The organism is Alkalibacillus haloalkaliphilus (assembly GCF_007991275.1).
GTDB lineage: Bacteria > Bacillota > Bacilli > Bacillales > Alkalibacillaceae > Alkalibacillus > Alkalibacillus haloalkaliphilus.
Window position 1 is genome coordinate 68,783 of the sequence record NZ_BJYA01000014.1, and the last position, 20,188, is coordinate 88,970.

At 38.6% G+C, this 20,188-nt stretch carries 18 protein-coding genes; 10 read left to right on the plus strand and 8 right to left on the minus strand.

Annotated elements, in window-relative coordinates:
* Positions 1 to 8 precede the first annotated feature (8 nt).
* Both AHA02nite_RS10465 and AHA02nite_RS10470 read right to left on the minus strand, forming a co-directional pair.
* On the minus strand, positions 9 to 2,666 hold the full coding sequence (locus tag AHA02nite_RS10465) for a YhgE/Pip domain-containing protein (RefSeq protein WP_146817077.1): 2,658 nt from the start codon (positions 2,664 to 2,666) through the stop codon (positions 9 to 11).
* A gap of 85 nt (positions 2,667 to 2,751) precedes the next feature.
* The gene (locus AHA02nite_RS10470; RefSeq protein ID WP_170236068.1) at positions 2,752 to 3,273 is read right to left on the minus strand and encodes a hypothetical protein; all 522 of its coding nucleotides are present in this window, start codon (positions 3,271 to 3,273) and stop codon (positions 2,752 to 2,754) included.
* 126 nt (positions 3,274 to 3,399) lie between these two features.
* On the opposite strand from AHA02nite_RS10470, the gene AHA02nite_RS10475 reads away from it, so the two are divergent.
* Positions 3,400 to 4,887 carry a spore germination protein gene (locus AHA02nite_RS10475; RefSeq protein WP_146817085.1) on the plus strand — a complete coding sequence of 496 codons (1,488 nt, stop codon included), beginning with the start codon at positions 3,400 to 3,402 and terminating at the stop codon, positions 4,885 to 4,887.
* A 35-nt stretch (positions 4,888 to 4,922) separates the two neighbouring features.
* Here AHA02nite_RS10475 and AHA02nite_RS10480 read toward each other — a convergent pair whose 3' ends face one another.
* The gene (locus AHA02nite_RS10480) at positions 4,923 to 6,269 is read right to left on the minus strand and encodes a hydroxysqualene dehydroxylase (protein WP_170236069.1); all 1,347 of its coding nucleotides are present in this window, start codon (positions 6,267 to 6,269) and stop codon (positions 4,923 to 4,925) included.
* 148 nt (positions 6,270 to 6,417) lie between these two features.
* Between AHA02nite_RS10480 and AHA02nite_RS10485 the strand changes: the two genes are divergently transcribed.
* From AHA02nite_RS10485 to AHA02nite_RS15470, 9 genes are all read left to right on the plus strand, one after another.
* Positions 6,418 to 7,254 carry a manganese catalase family protein gene (locus AHA02nite_RS10485; RefSeq protein ID WP_146817089.1) on the plus strand — a complete coding sequence of 279 codons (837 nt, stop codon included), beginning with the start codon at positions 6,418 to 6,420 and terminating at the stop codon, positions 7,252 to 7,254.
* Positions 7,255 to 7,348: 94 nt separating this feature from the next.
* Complete coding sequence (locus AHA02nite_RS10490) at positions 7,349 to 8,014, plus strand: type 1 glutamine amidotransferase domain-containing protein (protein WP_146817091.1); 666 nt, start codon at positions 7,349 to 7,351, stop codon at positions 8,012 to 8,014.
* A 120-nt stretch (positions 8,015 to 8,134) separates the two neighbouring features.
* Positions 8,135 to 9,244, plus strand: a complete 1,110-nt coding sequence (locus AHA02nite_RS10495; protein ID WP_146817092.1) for a mechanosensitive ion channel family protein — start codon at positions 8,135 to 8,137, stop codon at positions 9,242 to 9,244.
* 110 nt (positions 9,245 to 9,354) lie between these two features.
* On the plus strand, positions 9,355 to 10,911 hold the full coding sequence (locus AHA02nite_RS10500; RefSeq protein ID WP_146817094.1) for a catalase: 1,557 nt from the start codon (positions 9,355 to 9,357) through the stop codon (positions 10,909 to 10,911).
* Positions 10,912 to 11,192: 281 nt separating this feature from the next.
* A complete protein-coding gene (locus AHA02nite_RS10505) occupies positions 11,193 to 11,957 on the plus strand; it encodes a transporter substrate-binding domain-containing protein (protein ID WP_146817096.1) in 765 nt (254 codons plus the stop codon).
* A 119-nt stretch (positions 11,958 to 12,076) separates the two neighbouring features.
* A complete protein-coding gene (locus AHA02nite_RS10510; protein ID WP_246118848.1) occupies positions 12,077 to 12,760 on the plus strand; it encodes an amino acid ABC transporter permease in 684 nt (227 codons plus the stop codon).
* Complete coding sequence (locus tag AHA02nite_RS10515; RefSeq protein WP_146817098.1) at positions 12,761 to 13,483, plus strand: amino acid ABC transporter ATP-binding protein; 723 nt, start codon at positions 12,761 to 12,763, stop codon at positions 13,481 to 13,483.
* Between the two features lie 29 nt (positions 13,484 to 13,512).
* Positions 13,513 to 13,902 (plus strand): ectoine synthase, encoded by a 390-nt coding sequence (locus AHA02nite_RS10520; protein WP_146817100.1) that lies wholly within the window; start codon positions 13,513 to 13,515, stop codon positions 13,900 to 13,902.
* 59 nt (positions 13,903 to 13,961) lie between these two features.
* Positions 13,962 to 14,234 (plus strand): DUF5316 family protein, encoded by a 273-nt coding sequence (locus AHA02nite_RS15470; RefSeq protein ID WP_407642740.1) that lies wholly within the window; start codon positions 13,962 to 13,964, stop codon positions 14,232 to 14,234.
* 37 nt (positions 14,235 to 14,271) lie between these two features.
* On the opposite strand, the gene AHA02nite_RS10525 is transcribed toward AHA02nite_RS15470, so the two are convergent.
* From AHA02nite_RS10525 to metX, 5 genes are all read right to left on the minus strand, one after another.
* The gene (locus tag AHA02nite_RS10525) at positions 14,272 to 15,420 is read right to left on the minus strand and encodes a dicarboxylate/amino acid:cation symporter (RefSeq protein ID WP_146817102.1); all 1,149 of its coding nucleotides are present in this window, start codon (positions 15,418 to 15,420) and stop codon (positions 14,272 to 14,274) included.
* Between the two features lie 145 nt (positions 15,421 to 15,565).
* A complete protein-coding gene (yfkAB, locus tag AHA02nite_RS10530) occupies positions 15,566 to 16,696 on the minus strand; it encodes a radical SAM/CxCxxxxC motif protein YfkAB (protein ID WP_146817104.1) in 1,131 nt (376 codons plus the stop codon).
* A 79-nt stretch (positions 16,697 to 16,775) separates the two neighbouring features.
* Positions 16,776 to 17,753 (minus strand): homoserine dehydrogenase, encoded by a 978-nt coding sequence (locus AHA02nite_RS10535; RefSeq protein WP_146817106.1) that lies wholly within the window; start codon positions 17,751 to 17,753, stop codon positions 16,776 to 16,778.
* A 14-nt stretch (positions 17,754 to 17,767) separates the two neighbouring features.
* Positions 17,768 to 19,084, minus strand: a complete 1,317-nt coding sequence (locus tag AHA02nite_RS10540; protein ID WP_146817108.1) for an O-acetylhomoserine aminocarboxypropyltransferase/cysteine synthase family protein — start codon at positions 19,082 to 19,084, stop codon at positions 17,768 to 17,770.
* A gap of 12 nt (positions 19,085 to 19,096) precedes the next feature.
* Positions 19,097 to 20,152, minus strand: a complete 1,056-nt coding sequence (gene metX, locus AHA02nite_RS10545; RefSeq protein ID WP_146817110.1) for a homoserine O-acetyltransferase MetX — start codon at positions 20,150 to 20,152, stop codon at positions 19,097 to 19,099.
* Between the last annotated feature and the right edge of the window lie 36 nt (positions 20,153 to 20,188).

Genomic DNA, 20,188 nt, shown 5'->3' on the forward strand with positions numbered 1-20,188 from the left:
AGCTTTTTTTAATCAATTAACCGACTAGACTTCGATTTCTCTGATGTTTCAGCAATTCGCGCGGCTAACTTTTCTTTTAAAAGTAATCCAAATACAATCGTTCCAACCCCAAATACTACAAGCATGATTGTGTTAAACCAAGCAATAGACGGTATAATTCCTCCTACCGCTTCTCTTAACAAATCAACAGCATACGTGAATGGTAAGTAAGGGTGGATCGCTTGGAAAAAGTTTGGTGCGACTTCAATCGGGAACATTCCTCCCCCACCAGCTAGCTGTAAGACGAGAAGGACAATGGCTAGAGCTTTACCAATATTCCCAAACACTGAAGTAAGCGTGTAAACCATCAACATGAATACAACAGCAATTAACACTGTAAAAATCGTAAACCACCACGGCGATTGCGTATGAACTCCTAGCATCATAATGTTACCTACACTAAGGACGATACCTTGTAATACAGCCACAATGAGAAATAAAATCATTCTCCCTAAATACATATGGTGCATTTTGTAATGCGGTTGACGATCTTTTCGGTGGACTTCAGTACTAAGTAGATTACATAGCAATAAAGCACCAATCCATAAACTTAAAGCTGTATAAAAAGGTGCATTCGCAGAACCATAGTTAGGAACGGAGAACAGTTGGTTTTCACTTAAAACAACAGGCTCCCTAAAGAAATCACTTTCTTCCTCTACATCATTTCTTAAAAGAACTATTAATTCATTTAAAGCTCCCTCTTCTTCTATCTCTCGCATTCGTTCAGTGACTTCACTAAGTTGGGTATTCAGGTCTTCGAGGTCTTCATCTGCGAATTGCGCTAACTGTTGTACAGTTTCTTCCACTTGAGGAAAGTGTTCATCGATTAAATCAAGTAATGACAAATACTGCGCTTCCACTTCTGGCAAATCACTACGAATGAAAAGTGCGACTCCCTCTATCCTCTCTTGCAAATCACCAAATTGATGTTCCATAAAATATGCAACATCCGAAAGAGTATTTTCAACCTTAGGGAGAGTCTCTTCGATTTGATCGATTAAATCAACAAGATCATCACTAACATTTGTCTCGTTTAAAAATGTTTCTAACTCTTGTTCATCTATTTGAAAGAGTCGATCCATCTCATCTATATGATCTTCTAGCTCCGGAAGCACTTCTAATATGTTAGTTAACTGTTCATTTGTCTCATACACTTGTTGATAAGCTTTCTCAAACACTGAATGAATTTGGTCTTCGCCTTCGGTTGTCATGAAATATTGAAAATCAACTAAGTTATTATTTAGCGTTCCAATGGTTTGATTTATACCATCAATCCAATCTTCAGTAACTTCCTCATTTTGTTCAAGTCCTTCAATAGTTTGATCAATTCGTTGTTGGGTAGATTGAACATGCTGTTGAATCGTTTGTAATTGCTCAACCGTTTCTGAAATATCAGGGTCTACTGACTCCCATTGTTCTAATTGGGATATAACATCTCCTAACAATAAATCATAAGATTGCAGCTGATCATTTAAGTCATGTAACCTCGCTTCTACTTCACCTATATCTGATTGATTTAAAGCTTGCTCTATCTCCTCTAATAATAGAATGGTGTCGTCTGTCATTTCGTTGAGGCGATTAATATATTGATCAAGGTCTTCATTCAAGTTAGCTAATAGATCAACTAAAGTACTTGTATGCTCTTCCATCGTTTGAATTTGGTCTAGTACGCTAGGTAAATTATCATCAACTATACTTATACCTTCTTGTAACTGTAAGGCTACTAATACAACCTCGTTAATTTCGTCTTCAATCACTTCCATTTGCTTAGAAAAAGCTCGGAATTCTTCTAAAGACTGATTAATCTGAGGCAAATACGATTGAACTTCAACGATTCTTTCACCTAACGCCTCAATCTCAGATAAATTTTCTTCTAACTGAAGAAAATACTCTACCCCTTCTGTAATTTGTGGTCGGAGCTCATCTAACGATTCAAACTGCTCTACTTGACTCTCAACATCACCCCACTGTTCATCAATCGATATAACCATGTCCCCAATATCCATCAATAAAGGCGTACTTTCTTCTAGTGTGTAGACCTGTTGTTTAAGTGCCCTAATAGTAGGTAATTCCTCTTCTAATGCAATTCCAAGACGATCAAACTCAGTAAAAAGAGCTTCACTCGATTCTTGTATGAATTGAGATGATACTTCATTGACTATAGTGGACGTACCTGTTTCTGTCATTTTCGGTGCAATCGCGTTCAGTTTTTCGTTAACATCATATTGAATCTCCGCAGGATTTGGTGAGCCATCAATTACACTTACAAGGCCTTCAGAGAAATCTTCAGGAATATATATGGCTGCATAATAATCACCATAATACACCCCTTCTTCAGCTTTCTCTCTTGAAACAAATGTCCAACCAAGCCCACCTTCTTCTTGAAGATTAGCTTCTACTTCATCTCCTACATGTACAAAATCACCTTCTACTTCAGTGCCTTCATCTTCATTAACGACCGCAACTTTGACATCATCAGTATTGTCATATGGGTCCCAAGATGCTGCTAAATTAAACCATGCATAAAGTGAAGGAAGAATTGCTAAACCGATTAATAATATTCCAACGAGCGGAACTCGCTTTATATTGGCTATATCTTGCTTGAATATATCCCAGACTGTTTTCATATCCACTCACCTTTAAACCTATTTCAAAATAACTTCCCCTCCATCCATTATACATGTAAAAACGTGACCTAATTGTAATACTTTTTTACAAATTCTTGACCATAACCAGCCCAAAAACTGATACAGAAATCATACCTAAGTGATGAATCCACGGAAATACAACTAGACCAACCATCATAACAAAAGCAGATATCGACATTATAATTCCTATTCTCATATAACGTTTAAATAGGACATATCCAAAACTAATTAACCCCAAAGGAAAAAGTAATGACATAACACCTACAAATGTTAGCTCGACATGAACTGAAAGAACATTTGATGTCGTTTCCCCAACTAAGTTTAACAAGGAGATAAACTGACTGATCATTAAGAAAGGAACACCGATTATAGTAATGATCAAAGCACCTTGCATTAACTGGTCCTCAGAGTATTTTTTCAGCCAATAGACTAAACCAACTTGAATTAAACTTAAGCTAATTATAAGCAAATACACTAACACGAAGGAGCCTTCTCCAGTTCTCCCTTCTAAACCAAAACTAAAAATTGCAGGTTGCATAAACAACAATAAACCGATTATGTAACACCACTTCAGCAGCAAATTCATTATAAAAACTCCTCTAATCCTTTTTATATAATATACCAAACTTAAATGAGCTATTAACACCGCATAACTTTCAGTGACTTATTAATAATAAGGTTAGTCACTTTTAGACTGATTGGAGGGTGGACAATGGGTAAACCTGGTAACCAAGTCCCTGTATCTAAAAACTTCAAAAAGAATGTCGAATACTTAACTAAAGAATTAAGAATTGAAGAAAACTTCGACGTTATTCACCACAAACTCGTTCATGGTGGTAGAAGAATGGCGATGTTTTTTGTTGATGGCTTTGCTAATGATTTATCGATGATCGAGACGTTAAAAAGCTTAAACGACCTAGAAATCGAAGACTTAAAGAAAAACCCAATTGATACTCTTACTCAGTCGATTATTCCACACCAAGAAGTAGAAACTTCAGAGGATCTAGAAGAAGTCATAGGACAAGTATTAGCAGGACAAACAGCTCTAATTATCGAGAACTGTAATACAGTCGTGATGGTTGACACACGTGAATATCCAATTCGTTCACCTGAAGAACCCGATTTAGAAAGAGTCGTGCGTGGTCCAAGAGATGGTTTTGTCGAAACATTAGTTTTTAATGCCGCATTAATGCGAAGACACGTCCGCGATCGCTCTTTAGTTATGGAATACTTACAAATTGGTAAACGCTCAAAGAAAGACGTTGCACTGGCTTATATTGACAGCATTGCAGACAAAGAATTAGTGGATCGAATCAAAAAAGAATTAGAATATATCGATGTAGATGGGTTACCTATGGGCGAGAAAACGTTAGAAGAGTATATTTTCGGCAAACGGTTAAGCCCTTACCCACTCGTTCGCTACACTGAACGAGGAGATACATCAAGTATTCATCTCATGGAAGGGCATGTTCTAATTTTAGTAGATGGTTCACCTAGTGTCATGATTTGCCCTACAACCTTTTGGCACCATTTGCAACATGCAGAAGAATACCGCCAAGCACCTGCTGTAGGCATGTTCTTACGTTGGATTCGCTTCATTTCAGTATTAATTGCTTTATTTATTTTACCGATGTGGTACTTACTTGCAACAAATCCTCACTTAGGCGGTGAACATTTAGCCTTTTTAGGACCTGATGACCCGGGTACTATTCCATTATACGTGCAGTTTTTACTCGCAGAAATTGGGGTCGATATATTAAGGATGGCGGCCATTCACACGCCTAATGCTTTAGCTACCGCATTAGGTCTAGTAGCTGCCATATTAATTGGGGAAATAGCTGTAGAGGTAGGGTTATTTACGAATGAAGTTATTTTATACATTGCAGCTGCCGTTATTGGAAACTACGCCACACCAAGTTACGAATTAAGTTTAGCTAATCGAATCGCCCGTCTAGCGTTCTTAACGGTCGCAGCTGCGTTTGGCGTTGTCGGATTTATTGTTGCTGTTACGATTTGGCTACTCGCATTAATTAAAACAAAAACACTAAACGTTCCGTACATGTGGCCATTACTACCGTTTAACCCAAGAGCATTCTTCCTAACATTAGTGCGATCACCATTGCCATTTAACGATAAACGACCTAGCATTCTAAATACTAAAGATAATACAAGACAACCCCCGAAAAGAAGAATATTATAAACGAAAAAACTGCTCACTATGTTATGAGCAGTTTTTTATTGGCTTTCACGAAGCGCATTTATTACATTTTCACTTGCTATCTCTCCTGATAAAACCGCCCCTTCCATCGTTGATAAATAAGGCTGCTTTGTATAGTCTCCAGCTAGCGTTAAACCAGGAACAACAGTATTTTGACTTGGTCTTAATAAATCGTGTCCAGGTGCAACTGAGTAAAATTTGTCACTATGCCTAACAACCCGATAATCGATCACTTTATTTCTCATACTAATCCCAATTTCATCAGCTTCTTTATAAATTAATTCAATTAACTCTTTATCTGTAAGCACCTCTAGTTCTTCAGTTGATACGAGCATCACTGACAAACGGCCTTTTGATTGTCTAAATGTTGACCTCGACTGTTCAGAGAAGCTTCCTAAAACTGTTCCTGGAGCAAAAGTAGTTCGATCATGCTCTAACACTGGCTCTGTTAATTCTATTTGAACTGAAATGGCAGGCAAAGTCGGTAACTTTAATAACGAATAAAAGTTTATTTGGTCTAGGGGTGACTGACTAATGATATTTTGAGCAGCTCCTATATCTGTCGATAATACGACTTGCTCTGCATAGAACTTATCATGCCCAAGATCAACTCCTACCACTTCCTCTCCTTCAACTAACAACCTTTCAACACCTTGATTTAATGCTACCTCCCCACCTAGATTTTCTAAATAATCAACGAGTGGGCCAATCATTACATCACTCATTCCACCTAAGTAACTACCGATCCGCATTTTATAAAACCTTTGTGGAGCAGGTGCTAGAATTCCAAAAAAGACATAAGCTGAAAAGTCCTTTGAAGGCGTGAAAAAAATCCCCCGGCACATCGCTTCGATAAATAAGTGAATCGCATCTTCATGGACGCCATGTTCACGTGCGAAGTCTAATATGCTAGTCTGATCTAATTTCTTCGGATCAACCTTAAATTCGTGAAGACCATTTTTGAAAAATGGCATAAGCGATAGTTTCGCTTTAGGTGAGATTGATTTGTTATTACCTAGCATGGCCCTTAATATTTTAATCGGTCCATGAAAAGGCGCGACTCCAAAAGTCGTAACGTGCTTATGCTTTGGTGATAGGACATCCAATTTCTCTTCCCAGACGACGATATCATTTAAGTTAATGCCTGCTTGGTGGAGCAACTTTGGAAAATGTTTATAATAACCAATAACTCTGTGAAAACCCGCATCTACTGCCATACCGTTAAAATCCCACGAAGAAGTACGCCCTCCCATGTGCGATGCTTTCTCCAATATTAATACGTTATACCGGGCTTTGGCGAGTTCAATCCCACACGTTATACCAGCTAATCCGCCACCAACAATAATGACATCATACCGTTCCATTAATTTAGCCACCTTCACTCGTGTTGTTATTAGATTGTCCATTGTTATGAGTTAAATGCCTATTTTTACTTATTTACGAGACATTAGCCAAGGCAAATGCATAACTATACACAGATACCTAAAAGAAAAAAATAAGGAAGTGAAACTCTTGTTTTATCACATTAAGGAACTTCAATTTGAAGCCAAGCCAGAAAGACCAGATCCACTATTCGCACGAAAACTACAAGAAATATTAGGCGGACAATATGGTGAGATCTCTGTTGCCATGCAGTACCTATTCCAAGGTTTTAATTTACGTATGGAAGGCAAGTACAAAGATTTGCTTTACGACGTCGGAACAGAAGAATTAGCGCACGTTGAGATGTTAGCAACGATGATTGCACGCTTACTAGATGATGCACCAGTAGGAACTTTGGAAGAAGCGTCACAAGACCCTGCAATGGCAGCCATTATTGGCGGAATGAACCCACAACACGCAATCGTTTCAGGACTTGGTGCGATGCCTCAAGACAGTAATGGTAACAGTTGGACTGCTGATTACATCGGTGCTAGTGGTAACTTACTTGCTGATTTTAGAGCCAATTTAACAGCCGAATCACAAGGGCGTTTACAAGCAGCAAGATTGTATGAAATGACTGATGACCCTGGTGTTAAAGAAATGTTATCTTTCTTAATTGCACGTGATCGTATGCACCAAAATATGTGGTTAGCTGCTATTTGTGAGCTTGAAGAAAAAGAAGGCATTGTTGTACCATCAACTTTCCCATCAGACCAAGAATTAAAAGAAGTCGCTTATGATTTTTATAACTTTTCACGTGGAGATGCGAGCGCAGAGGGGCGTTGGGCTCATGGACCGAGTATGGATAGCTGCTCTTACTTCCATTACGTTCAACATCCACCAGCTTATGGCTCAATCCCAGTACTTGAACCGGCACCTCCATACACATTTGATACGAACTTTAATATTCCACCTCAATTATGTTAAATCCCTTTTTAGGGATTTTTCTTTTTATGAGCATCTGTTTTGCGTCATATTTTTCATAAATGTTATAAATACTATCACAGAAGGAGGTATAAACATGACAAAGAAAGTTTTAATGGTTTTAACCAATCATACGAAAATTACAGATGATCACAAAACAGGTTTATGGTTAGAAGAGTTCGCACTACCATATGTTAAATTTAAAGAGCAAGGCTATGAAGTGAAGGTAACGAGCATTGAAGGTGGCGAAGTACCACTAGACCCGAATAGTATTGAAGATAATCCAGAGTGGAAAGCTGCTGAGTCTGAACTAAAAGATACAGAAAAGCTAACAAAAGGTGATGCTGGTGAATTCGATGCAATATTTTTACCAGGCGGACACGGTACGATGTTCGACTTCCCAGATCACGAAACACTTCAATATGTTTTACAACAATTTGCTGAAAAAGAAAAAGTGATCGGCTCTGTCTGTCACGGACCAGCCGGACTTGTTAACGTCACTTATGAAGACGGTACTCCAATTGTTAAAGATAGAAAAGTAACGGCATTTACTGACGAAGAAGAAAAAGAAATGCAATTAGATCAGCATATGCCATTTATGTTAGAGGAAAAGCTTCGAGAACAAGGGGCCAACTTTGAACGAGGTGAAAAGTGGTCAGACTTCTCCGTACGTGATCACAACATTGTGACAGGACAAAACCCTCAATCAAGTGGCAGCACAGCAGATCGCGTCATCCGTGCTATTGAAGCTTCTGCCGTTTAACAGACGACCTCGGGCATATTAGCTCGAGGTTTTTACATATTCAGCTTCTTTATGTTTTAAGATGTGTATAGTATGATAATAATAGTTTTAAAGAGGCGTTAAAGATGAAGGAGAAATAATATGAACTGGCGATTTTGGGAATACATAAACGATTACGACTTATGGATTAATCTAGGTATTGCTTTAGGAATTCTATTAGTCTTTCTTTTGCTAAGAAAACTATTTGCTAAGTATGTTTTTTATTTCATCTTAAAACTGACAAATAAGTCCGGGTCAGATCTACTTAATTTCGTTGTGAAGTCGTATGAACGACCTGTGAGGTTACTCTTTGTCATTATTGGTATTTATATCGCTGTTGATTATGTACCATTCATTAACCAACAAGGTGACCTATTTGAAAGCTTAATTAGGTCTTCGGTTATTTTAATCATCACTTGGGGACTGTTTAACTTAGCATCCAGTTCATCTTTATTACTAATGAAAGTCAGTGATAAAGTTAATTTAGAAATTGATCAAATACTAATTCCGTTTATATCAAAAGCTGTCCGCTTTATCGTCGTTGCCATCAGCTTAAGTATTATTGCACAAGAATTTGGCTATGACGTCAGCGGTTTTGTCGCTGGTTTAGGTCTTGGTGGTCTAGCTTTCGCTTTAGCTGCCCAAGAAGTGATTAGAAACTTATTTGGCGGGGTCGTCATCATTACTGAAAAACCATTCACAATGGGGGATTGGGTTGAAACCCCTAGCGTTGAAGGTGTCGTTGAAGATATTACCTTTAGAAGTACACGTATTAGAACATTTTCGGAATCACTTGTCACGATCCCGAACTCGACCCTTTCAAATGAACCCATTACGAACTGGAGTGAAATGGGCAAACGTCGTATATTCTTCAATTTAGGTGTTGAATATAGTACACCGAAAGATAAGCTTGAGTCAGTTGTTAAACGCATCCGTGAATTGTTAGAAAACCACGAGGACATTCATCCAGAAACAATTTTTGTACGCTTTGACAACTATAACGACAGTAGCTTGGATATTATGCTCTACTTCTTCACGAAGACAACGGCATGGGAAGAATATTTAGAAATTAAAGAAGATATTAACTTCAAGATTATGGACATTTTAGAAGAAGAAGATGTGTCAATCGCCTTCCCTTCTCGTTCACTTTACCTTGATGCAGATGACGAAGCGGTGAAGCGCTTTTCAAGCTCTTTTAAAGATGAACAATAACGTTAACACCTCTTTTATGTACAAACATAAAAGAGGTGTTTTGTTGTTTTTATACTAAATTTCCTCTTTTTGCACACAATAAATGTGAATTTGAAAGGAGGAATTGTTATATGAAAAATAAAGTCAGCAAAGATGAAAATCAAAAATCAAAACTAACGAACCAACAAGGGCACCCAGTCACAGACAACCAAAACACTAGAACAGTTGGAAAACGTGGCCCTACCGTTCTTGAAAACTACGATTTTCTCGAGAAAATTAGCCACTTCGACCGAGAAAAAATCCCAGAGCGAATCGTTCACGCCCGCGGAGCTGGTGCACACGGTTATTTTGAATCATACGGCGAAGTAAACGGTGAACCTATTTCAAAATACACGCGCGCGAAAGTGTTTGAGAAAGGAAAGCGCACACCTGTTTTTGCAAGATTCTCGACAGTTAACCACGGAAAACATTCACCCGAAACGTTACGGGACCCACGTGGTTTCGCAATTAAGTTTTACACAGAAGATGGTAACTGGGATTTAGTCGGTAATAATTTAAAAATCTTCTTCATTCGTGATCCAATTAAATTCCCTGACTTCGTACACGCATTTCAACCAGATCCTGTAACAAACATTCAAGACCCTGAAAGAATCTTTGACTTTATTAGTCAATCACCAGAAGCAACACATATGATTACATTTTTATTCTCACCTTGGGGTATACCTGCTAACTATAGACAAATGCAAGGTTCAGGTGTTCATGCCTACAGGTGGGTCAACAAAGAAGGAAAAGCTGTGTTAGTGAAGTATCATTGGGAGCCTGTACAGGGCATTAAAAACTTAACACAACAAGAAGCTGACAAAATCCAAGGCATGAACTTTAACCACTCAACCCAAGATTTATATGAAGCAATCGAAGAAGGTAATTACCCTGAGTGGGAGCTTTACGTTCAAATTATGGAAGAAGGCGAACACCCTGAGTTAGACTTTGACCCACTGGATCCAACTAAGCTATGGTATCGCGATCAATTTCCGTGGCACAAAGTCGGGAAAATGGTACTTAACGAAAACCCGAAGAACTTCCATGCGGAGGTAGAACAGGCCGCATTTGGTACGGGGGTATTAGTAGATGGACTAGACTTCTCAGATGATAAACTACTTCAAGGGCGTACGTACTCATACTCAGACACACAACGTTATCGCGTAGGACCTAACTACTTACAACTGCCTATTAACAGTCCACTTAAAGGCATACGCACGAACCAAAACGGCGGGCAAATGGATTACCGAACAGATTACGGTGAAGATAAAAACCCACATATTAACTATGAACCTTCACTTCTTGGTGGATACACAGAAGATCAGAACAATGGTCAAGAACATGAACCGTACGTCGAAGGGAACATTGTAAGAGAGACAATTGACCGACAGAACAACTTCGGGCAAGCTGGTGAGACATATCGTCGTCTTAATGACTGGGAGCGTGACGACTTAATTAACAATTTAGTTGGCGCTTTATCCCAATGTCATAAAGATATTCAAAACCAAATGATTGAGAACTTCACAAAAGCCGACGAAGAGTATGGAAAACGTGTGGCGGAAGGGCTTAATTCAATGCCGAAAGATGACAAAATGGAAGAAGCCGTTCACGATGCTGAACAGATGGGACATCCATCAGATCCATATTAATTTTGAACATAAGCTTTGTACGTAATGAAAACGTACAAAGCTTTTTTCTATCATATTTTTTGTACAACTACCATATTTATTGTTAAAGGGAAATGTAGATTAAACGAAAGTAATATTTAAAAAACGACAGTTATTTTATAAGTGATTGAGTTCTACTACGAAAAATCAGCTCAGATATCAGATAATTCATAATAATGTTGTTTAATGTCATTTTCCAAAACTATGAAAACCATGAGAAAATAAAATTGGTAAACAAAATTTGGTAGGGGGTACATACTGAAATGAAAAAGTTAACTATTTTACTTGCTGCGATGCTATTAATTGGATTACTTGCAGCTTGCGGCACAGATGGTGAGAGTGGAGACGGAGATATGGAAACATACTCAGTTGCTACAGATGCAAACTTCCAGCCTTTTGAGTACTTAAATCCTGACACAGGCGAAATGGAAGGTTTCGACATTGATTTACTTAACGCAATCGCTGAAGAAGCAGGGTTCCAAGTTGAGTATGAAACTATGGAATTTGACGGCTTGTTAGCTTCAATGAGATCAGGTCGTAACGATATCGGTATAGCTGGTATTTCAATTACTGAAGATAGACAAGAAACAATTGACTTCTCAGATGCTTATTACGATTCAGGTTTGATTTTAGCAGTTCCGATGGATTCAGATATTGAATCGATTGATGATGTCGGCGGACTTGAAGTCGGTGCTCGTCAAGGTTCTACAAGTGAGGAATTTCTATTAAACAATACAGATGCTGAAGTAACAGCATTCCCAGAAATCGTAACAGCTTATATGGACTTAGAAGCAGGTCGTTTAGATGCTGTTCTGTATGACTTACCTAACGTTCAATACTACATTATGGAAAATGCAGAAGATGAACTTAAAACGGTAGGTGACGTTTTAGAAGGTCAACCATACGGGATTGCTTTCCCTAAAGACTCTGAACTAGTTGAACCTGTTAATGAAGCTTTAGCTACAGTAAAAGAAGACGGGACTTATGATGAAATTTACGAAAAATGGTTTGGCGAATCACCAGAGTAAAAATTAAATAACAACACGGACACTACTATATTCAAGCGTAACAAGTACATGCTTGTTACGCTTTTTTCCATACTGAGTCGCGGCTGTAACGCGACTTCATAGAAGGAGAGATTAATAGAATGATAGATGCACTTAACAGCATGCTTGATTCACTAATGGACTCAGCCTATATTAAATCGTTACCCTTTTTATATGAAGGTTTAAAGCTAACTTTACTAATTACTATAGTCGGTTTATTTTTAGGTTTTATTCTAGGTGCATTTACAGGACTTGGAAGGTTATCTAAAAATGGATTCATTCGAGGAATAAGTACCATTTTCGTTGAAGTAGTTAGAGGTACACCTATTTTAGTACAAGTCTTATTCATATATTTCGGAATCTCAGAAGACTTAATTGGTGTTAACATCAGCGCTTTAACAGCTGCTATAATTGCAATTACTATAAACGCAGGTGCATATATCGCTGAAATTGTCCGTGGAGCTGTCCATTCAATTGATAAAGGACAATATGAAGCTGGGCGTGCTGTAGGGTTAACCGAAAGACAAACGATGCGCTACATCATTTGGCCTCAAGCTTTTAAACGGATGATTCCACCACTAGGTAATCAATTTATCATTAGTTTGAAAGATACTTCCTTATTCTCCGTCATTGCAGTTGGAGAATTAGTATACCAAGGTAGACAATACTACAATGCAACATTCGAAGTTTTTGAGACTCTCGTTATGGTTTGTATCATATACCTTATGATTACAATTCCAACTTCGGTAATTTTACGTCGTGTAGAAAGGAAGTTAGATGTATAGATGATTACTGTTAAAGATTTACACAAGTCGTTTGGGGACCTTGAAGTCCTAAAAGGAATAAGTGCTGAAGTTAAAGAAAGTGAAGTAGTCTGTGTAATCGGGCCTTCAGGTTCTGGTAAAAGTACATTTCTAAGGTGTATCAACCTTTTAGAAGACATTACATCAGGCGAAGTTACAATCGATCAAGATGTAATTAATGACCCCAAAACTAACATTAACCAAGTCCGTTCACAAGTGGGAATGGTATTTCAGCACTTTAATTTGTTCCCACATAAGACGGTGCTAGAAAATATTACTATTGGACCTGTTAAAGTAAAAGGTATGAAAGAAGAGGCAGCTAAGGAGATAGCTTTACAACTTTTAGAAAAAGTTGGGTTATCCGACAAAGCAGATGCCTACCCTGAAAGTCTATCAGGCGGGCAAAAACAACGTGCAGCTATAGCGCGTTCATTAGCTATGGAGCCTAAAGTCATGCTTTTTGACGAACCAACATCTGCATTAGACCCAGAGTTGGTTGGTGACGTGTTAGAAGTTATGAAAGATTTAGCAAGAGAAGGTATGACGATGGTCGTCGTAACACACGAAATGGGATTTGCGCGTGAAGTTGGTGACCGCGTTATGTTTATGGATGAAGGTGTTGTGATGGAAGAAGGCGACCCACAACAAATTTTCGAAGATCCACAAAACCCACGTACACAAGAGTTTTTAAGTAAAATTCTATAACAAACATATTCGAAGGGAGAAATCTACTAATGAAAATTGTAAAATTACAAGATGTAATCGGATCAGAAAACGAAGTTAAGGGTGAAAATTGGGATAGCCGTCGCTTACTTTTAAAGAAAGATGGTATGGGCTTCTCACTCCATGACACTGTAATTAAAGCAGGAACTGAAACTCATATTTGGTATAAAAACCACTTAGAAGCTGTTTACTGTATTGAAGGTGACGGTGAGGTTGAGACATTAAAAGACGGTAAAGTATACAAAATTACACCAGGCACAGTTTACTCTTTAGATGAACATGATGAACATTTATTACGTGGTGGTAGTGAAGACATGCGCGTTGTTTGCGTATTCAACCCGCCTCTATCAGGTAAAGAAGTTCATGATGAAAATGGCGTCTACCCTGTAGATGAGGATTAATTAATTATAAGGGGAGATTTATTATCAAGAAGTTTTCATACGTTGGCTATGGGTTAGCAATTACAGTTGTCGCTTTATTAGTTGGGGCTTTCACTGGTGATTGGAATGTACCACTGACCATCATTAGTGTAGGTGCAATTGTTCCACTGCTTATAGCAGGTATCTTAACAGGTGCTCTCAATCGCGGTGATCGTGTAAGAGCTAATTATCATACTGAAACACAACAAGATCGCTATAGTAGAGATACATGGATTAAAAGACTTCTACTCATAAGCTCGCCCAATGCAACATTATTAGTCTTGATGATTATAATCGGATTATTGACGTATTAAAATAAGGCAACCTCTACTTAAAGAGGTTGCCTTGTTTTTATCCTTTAAACTTACTTGTAAATTTATCAACGAACAGTGCAATGGCACCATCACCTGTAACGTTAGCTGCTGTTCCGAAGCTATCTTGCGCCATGTATAACGCGATCATTAACGCAATAGCTGCTTCAGTAAACCCTAACATTGAACCTAAAATACCAATCGCCGCCATAATCGCTCCACCTGGAACCCCTGGAGCTGCAATCATAATGATACCTAACATTGCAATGACTGGTAACATCTCGAAGAAGCTTGGTACCGTGTAGCCATCTAATACAGCCATTACTGCTACTGTACAGCTGACAATGGTAATAACACTACCTGATAAATGAATGGTCGCACTTAACGGAACACTAAAGTTCGCAACTTCCTCACGTACATTGTTCTGTTTTGATTGTCTTAAAGTAACCGGAATTGTCGCAGCACTACTCATTGTACCTAAACCTGTAAAATATGCAGGGATCATCGTTTTCAGTAAACTAAATGGGTTACGACCGATATACAAACCTGCTGCTGTATATTGCAGAATAATCCAAGCCCAATGTGTTGCTATCGCTACAACTAAAACAACACCGAACACTCTTAACGTATCAAAGACTGTTCCTTCTGAGGCAAGCTCAGCAAAGATTCCAGCAATGAAGAATGGAAGTAAAGGAATAATTACTTTAACAATAACTAACTCCACGACTGATTTACCTTCATCGAACACACGAATTAACGTTTCACTATTTAACTTAGCCATCGCAATACCGAACGTAAAGGCTAGTACTAATGCTGTAATAACTCCCATTAAAGGATCAATAGCTAAATCAATATAACCTTCTAACGCACTTCCTTCTTCTGGTGCAGAACGTTCTGAAGCCACCATTGGCATAATTAATGTTGCAATAAAGAAAGCAGCGATACCTGCTAGAATAGTTGACGTGTAAGCTGTACCAACTGTTAAACCTACTAGCCTACCAGAACCCTGTCCAAGCTTTGATACACCTGATGCAATAAAGAACAATATAATTAATGGAATCATGAATTCAATAAACTGTCCAAATAAGTCACTAAATGTAATTAACGACCTTGTTAACCACTCAATTCCTATAAGCCCAACAACAATACCTAGTATAATACCAGCAATTAATTTGACGATTAACTTCATTTCCTGTTGCCCCTTTCTCTTTCGTGACAATTTTATGAATAATAACTCTTATCTTACTGTTTAATGTCGAAATGTACAATGCTATTTTAAATAATCAGAATTATCAAATTTATATTATAAAAAACTCGGCCACTTAGACCGAGTTTTAACGTTTTACTATTTCTATTTTTGCTTGACGTTGTTGAAAGTCAACTTCTTGATAATACGTGTTTTTCACTAACACATTAGGACCTAAACATTTAGCGATCGGGCAATGACAATTTAAAGATTGAGCTGTCTTTGTGTCTAACCATTGATGATATGAATCTAGAAGTTTAGTATCTTGAACATTACCTAAAGAAGGCTCATCTCCAAAGTCTGTAACTGTCACATCACCCGTAAATATATTAACATTTAACCGTGAGCGCCCATCTGGATCATTACGGACCGTCACATTGTTGGCTCGGTCTAACCGCTTTAAAAGCTTCAAGTCTTCCTCTGACTTGTTACAAGGATAAAACGGCATTGTACCAAACAACATCCATACATTTTCGTCACGATGATCTAGCAGACGGTTAATCGCTTCTTGCATTTCATCAAGCGACAACGTTTGCAAGTCGCTAGCGAAGTCTACTGGGTACATCGGGTGAATTTCATGACGGGCACATCCCATTTCAAGAACATGGTCATGTATTTTTTCTAAGTAAGGGAAAGTACGTTTATTTAACATCGTTTCAGCTGAAACCATGACACCCGCTTCTGATAACTTCTGACTGTTTTCTACCATTCTATGAAAATACATTTCGCGGTTTTCATAAGAAGGTTTGCGGTCCATTAATGCGAAACCTGTCTCTGCGAACTCTTCTACTGTTCCCCAGTTATGCGAAATGTGTAATACGTCCAAATAAGGAATAATCGCTTCGTAACGATTGTATGGTAAAGTCAAGTTAGAATTGATTTGCGTTCGTACGCCTCGTTCGTGTGCATATTTCAATAAAGGAACAACGTATTCATCTACTGACTTTTTCGATAACATCGGTTCGCCACCTGTAATACTTAACGTTCTAAGATGTGGCACTTCATCGAGCCTTTTAAGTAATAGATCAATTGGCAAAGCATCTGGGTCTTTTTTCATCAACGTGTCACCTACTGCACAGTGACGACAACGCATATTACATAAATGAGTCGTTGTAAATTCAATGTTCGATAACACTATTTCACCATGTTCTTCAACATCCATATATGCTTCCCAAGGGTCATATTGAGGGGAAAGTGGTGTTTTATATGTTGTGCTCATTGAAAACGTCCTTTCTCATAGGGAAATCCTTCACTATTCTAACACAAATCCTATGAGGAAGAACGCTTGTCATTCGCAACTAATGAACGACTATTTTTTGTTCATGCTTATAAATGTGAACTAAGTCTTCAACAATTACACTAGCGGTTGGTCCCTTCCCTGCACCTGGACCTTCAAGTTTAAGTTGGCCATTGTATTGACTAGTGACGACAACACCATTATTAACCCCTTCTACATCATATAAAGGGTGCTTTGCCGTAACCCATTTAGGTTCAACGACACCATTTACTTCTCCTTGCTTAATCGTTAAAGTAACAATATGTTTTGCGCGATGCCCTTTCAATTGTTGGTTAACCACATCTTCTTGTCTTAAGCCTGTAATACCTTGACGGAAAACCTGATTAAAACTAACCCGCTCTTCTGTTACTAGCTCTGCTAAAATAACAGCTTTATAAAAGGCATCGAACCCTTCAATATCATTAGTTGGATCAGCTTCTGCATAACCTAGACGTTGTGCTTCTTGTAAGGCTGTATTGAGATCAATCTGCTTATTTCTCATTTCACTTAAAATATAGTTAGATGTTCCATTTAAAATTGCTTCAATACGAACCACTTCATTTACCGAAACCAACTGACTGAGCGTTCGAATGACAGGCACACCACCTGCAACAGTCGCTTCATAATGAACAGCTACACCTTGTTCTTTTGCTTTTTCTTTAAGTTCAAACCCTTTATAAGCGAACATTTCTTTGTTAGCTGTAATGATATGACACCCTTGGTCAATCGCCTTACACAAATAAGTAAAGGCAGGTTCAACACCAACAATCGCATCGACTATAACATCAACAGGTTGTGCTAAAACATCATCAATATTAGACGTTACTAAGACATCGCTAGATACATCTCGCTTAATCGAGTCATCTTTAACTAAAACAGCGACAACATTAACAGAGCCATTTAGCGATTCAGACAACCTTTCTTGCTCTCGTTCAATTAACTCATACACACCACTTCCTACTGTGCCGAAACCTAACAAAGCTACGTTAACCGAACCCATTTGTTGCCTCCTTTTTATGAATTCACATGTTCGACTTGTGATGACTCACCAGTTGCAGCTTTAATTGCTTGCTCTAAGTCTTCAATTAGATCGTCAACATTTTCGATTCCAACTGATAAGCGAATAAGATCATTAGTCACACCTGTTTGAGCCACTTCTTCCTCACTTAACTGTTGATGAGTCGTACTCGCTGGGTGAATAATTAAACTTTTCGCATCTCCTACGTTAGCTAGATGAGACCACAATTCCACTTGATTAATCACTTCAGAACCTGCTTCTTTACCACCTTTAATACCGAATACAACAATCGAACCAGCACCTTTTGGTAAATACTTTTGCGCTAACTCATTTGAAGGATGGTCGTCTTTTTCTGGGTACAACACCCACTCTACACCTGGATGTTTTTCTAGGTACTCAACAATACGACGAGCATTTGCAACGTGCTCTTTCATACGAACGTGTAACGTCTCTAAACCTAATGCTATTTGAAACGCATTGTACGGACTTAATGAAGCCCCTGTGTCACGTAACACTTGAACACGTGCTTTCGTAATGAATGCTGCTTCAGGTAATGCTTCAGCATAAACAATGCCGTGATAGCTTGGGTCAGGTTGAGTGAAGCCAGGGAATTTCGAGGAATTCCAATCGAACTGACCAGCATCAACGAGCACACCACCTAATGTCGTTCCATTACCACCTAACCATTTTGTCGCTGAATGAACAACGATATCCGCTCCATATTCTATAGGGCGTAACAAATATGGTGATGGGAATGTGTTATCAACAATTAACGGCACGCCTGCTTCATGAGCAATTTCTGCAACTCGTTCAATATCTAATACGTGTAAGCCAGGGTTTCCGATCGTTTCAGCAAAAACCGCTTTCGTTTTTGGTGTAATCGCTTGGCGGAAATTGTCTGGTTTTGTTGGGTCAACGAAATGTGTCGTAATACCATGTTTCGGTAACGTAGTTGAAAACAAGTTATAAGTTCCACCATATAACGTTGATGCAGCAACAATTTCATCACCCGCCTCAGCGATGTTAAAAATCGCAGCTGAGATCGCAGCCATACCACTTGAGAACGCCAAGGCACCAATTCCACCTTCCAACTGTGCGACACGCTCTTCTAAAGCACCAACTGTCGGGTTACCGATACGAGAATATATAAACCCTTCCTCTTGCAATGAAAATAAATTAGCTGCATGTTCTGTACTATCAAATTTGTACGAGTTCGTTTGATAGATCGGTAGCGCTCTTGCACCTGTAGTCGGATCAGCCTCTAATCCACCATGTACTCCAATTGTCTCTAAACGGTAATCTTTTTGACTCATCATTCACCACTCCTATTTATTAATTTTAAATGTTAACTTTTTTAAAGCTGTTTCAATGACGTGCCCCCACTTATCAAACTCTACTAAAAACCCGTCATGACCAAAGATCGTTTCAACTTCATAATAGTTAGCTGAACCACCTAGCATATTAACGTCATCAACAAATAACTTAATTTCTTGCGGTGGGTACAGTAAGTCGTGTTGAAAACCAAGAGCAACAACAGACACTTCTAACTGTTCTAATGCCGCTTCATAACTCCCTCTTCCACAGGCAACATCATGGTTATTCATTGCATTTAACAATGTTAAATAACTATTCGCATCAAAACGTTCAACGATTTTGTCAGCTTGATAATCTAAGTAAGACTGAACGTCATATTCACCATTTGTTTTCTTTCGGTTGAACCTTTCCTGAAATAAAGGTGCTGAGCGATACGTAATCATACCAATTTCTCGCGCTAATCCTAATCCTTCTTCTGGGACTTCACCCCGCTGCCAACTAGGGTCTTGCTTAATCGCCTTTGCAGAAATGTGGTTAAAAGCTATAGCGTAATCACTAAACTGAGGGGTCACAGCGATCGGGATCATCGCGTCAACAAAGTTGGCATACATCAACCCCCACTCCAACACTTGCATCCCACCTAAAGAACCGCCAATCACAGCACGTAAATGATTAACCCCTAACTTTTTCAGCGCTAGAAATTGAACCTCAACTAAATCACGTACCGTGACATTTGGAAAAGTTGCCCCAAACGGTTCATCTGTCTGAGGATCAATCGACTTCGGCCCTGTTGAACCATCACACCCTCCTAACACGTTAAACGTGATCACTTGATAATGATTTAAATCAACATAACCGCCCTCATGGATTAAACCACGCCACCAACCAGGGTCCTCGTCTGTACCAATCGTTTTATGGTTTCCTGTTAAAGCGTGGCACACCAAAATTACTGGTCCTTCTTTGTTTCCTGCCTTTTCATAAACCAACTCAACTTCTTTAAACGTAAAACCTGATTCTAAAGTGAAATTAGGGATGACAACTTTCTTTTCATTGTTGCTAATTGTCATCACCTCCTCCTTTACATAACTTTTAAAACGCAAAAA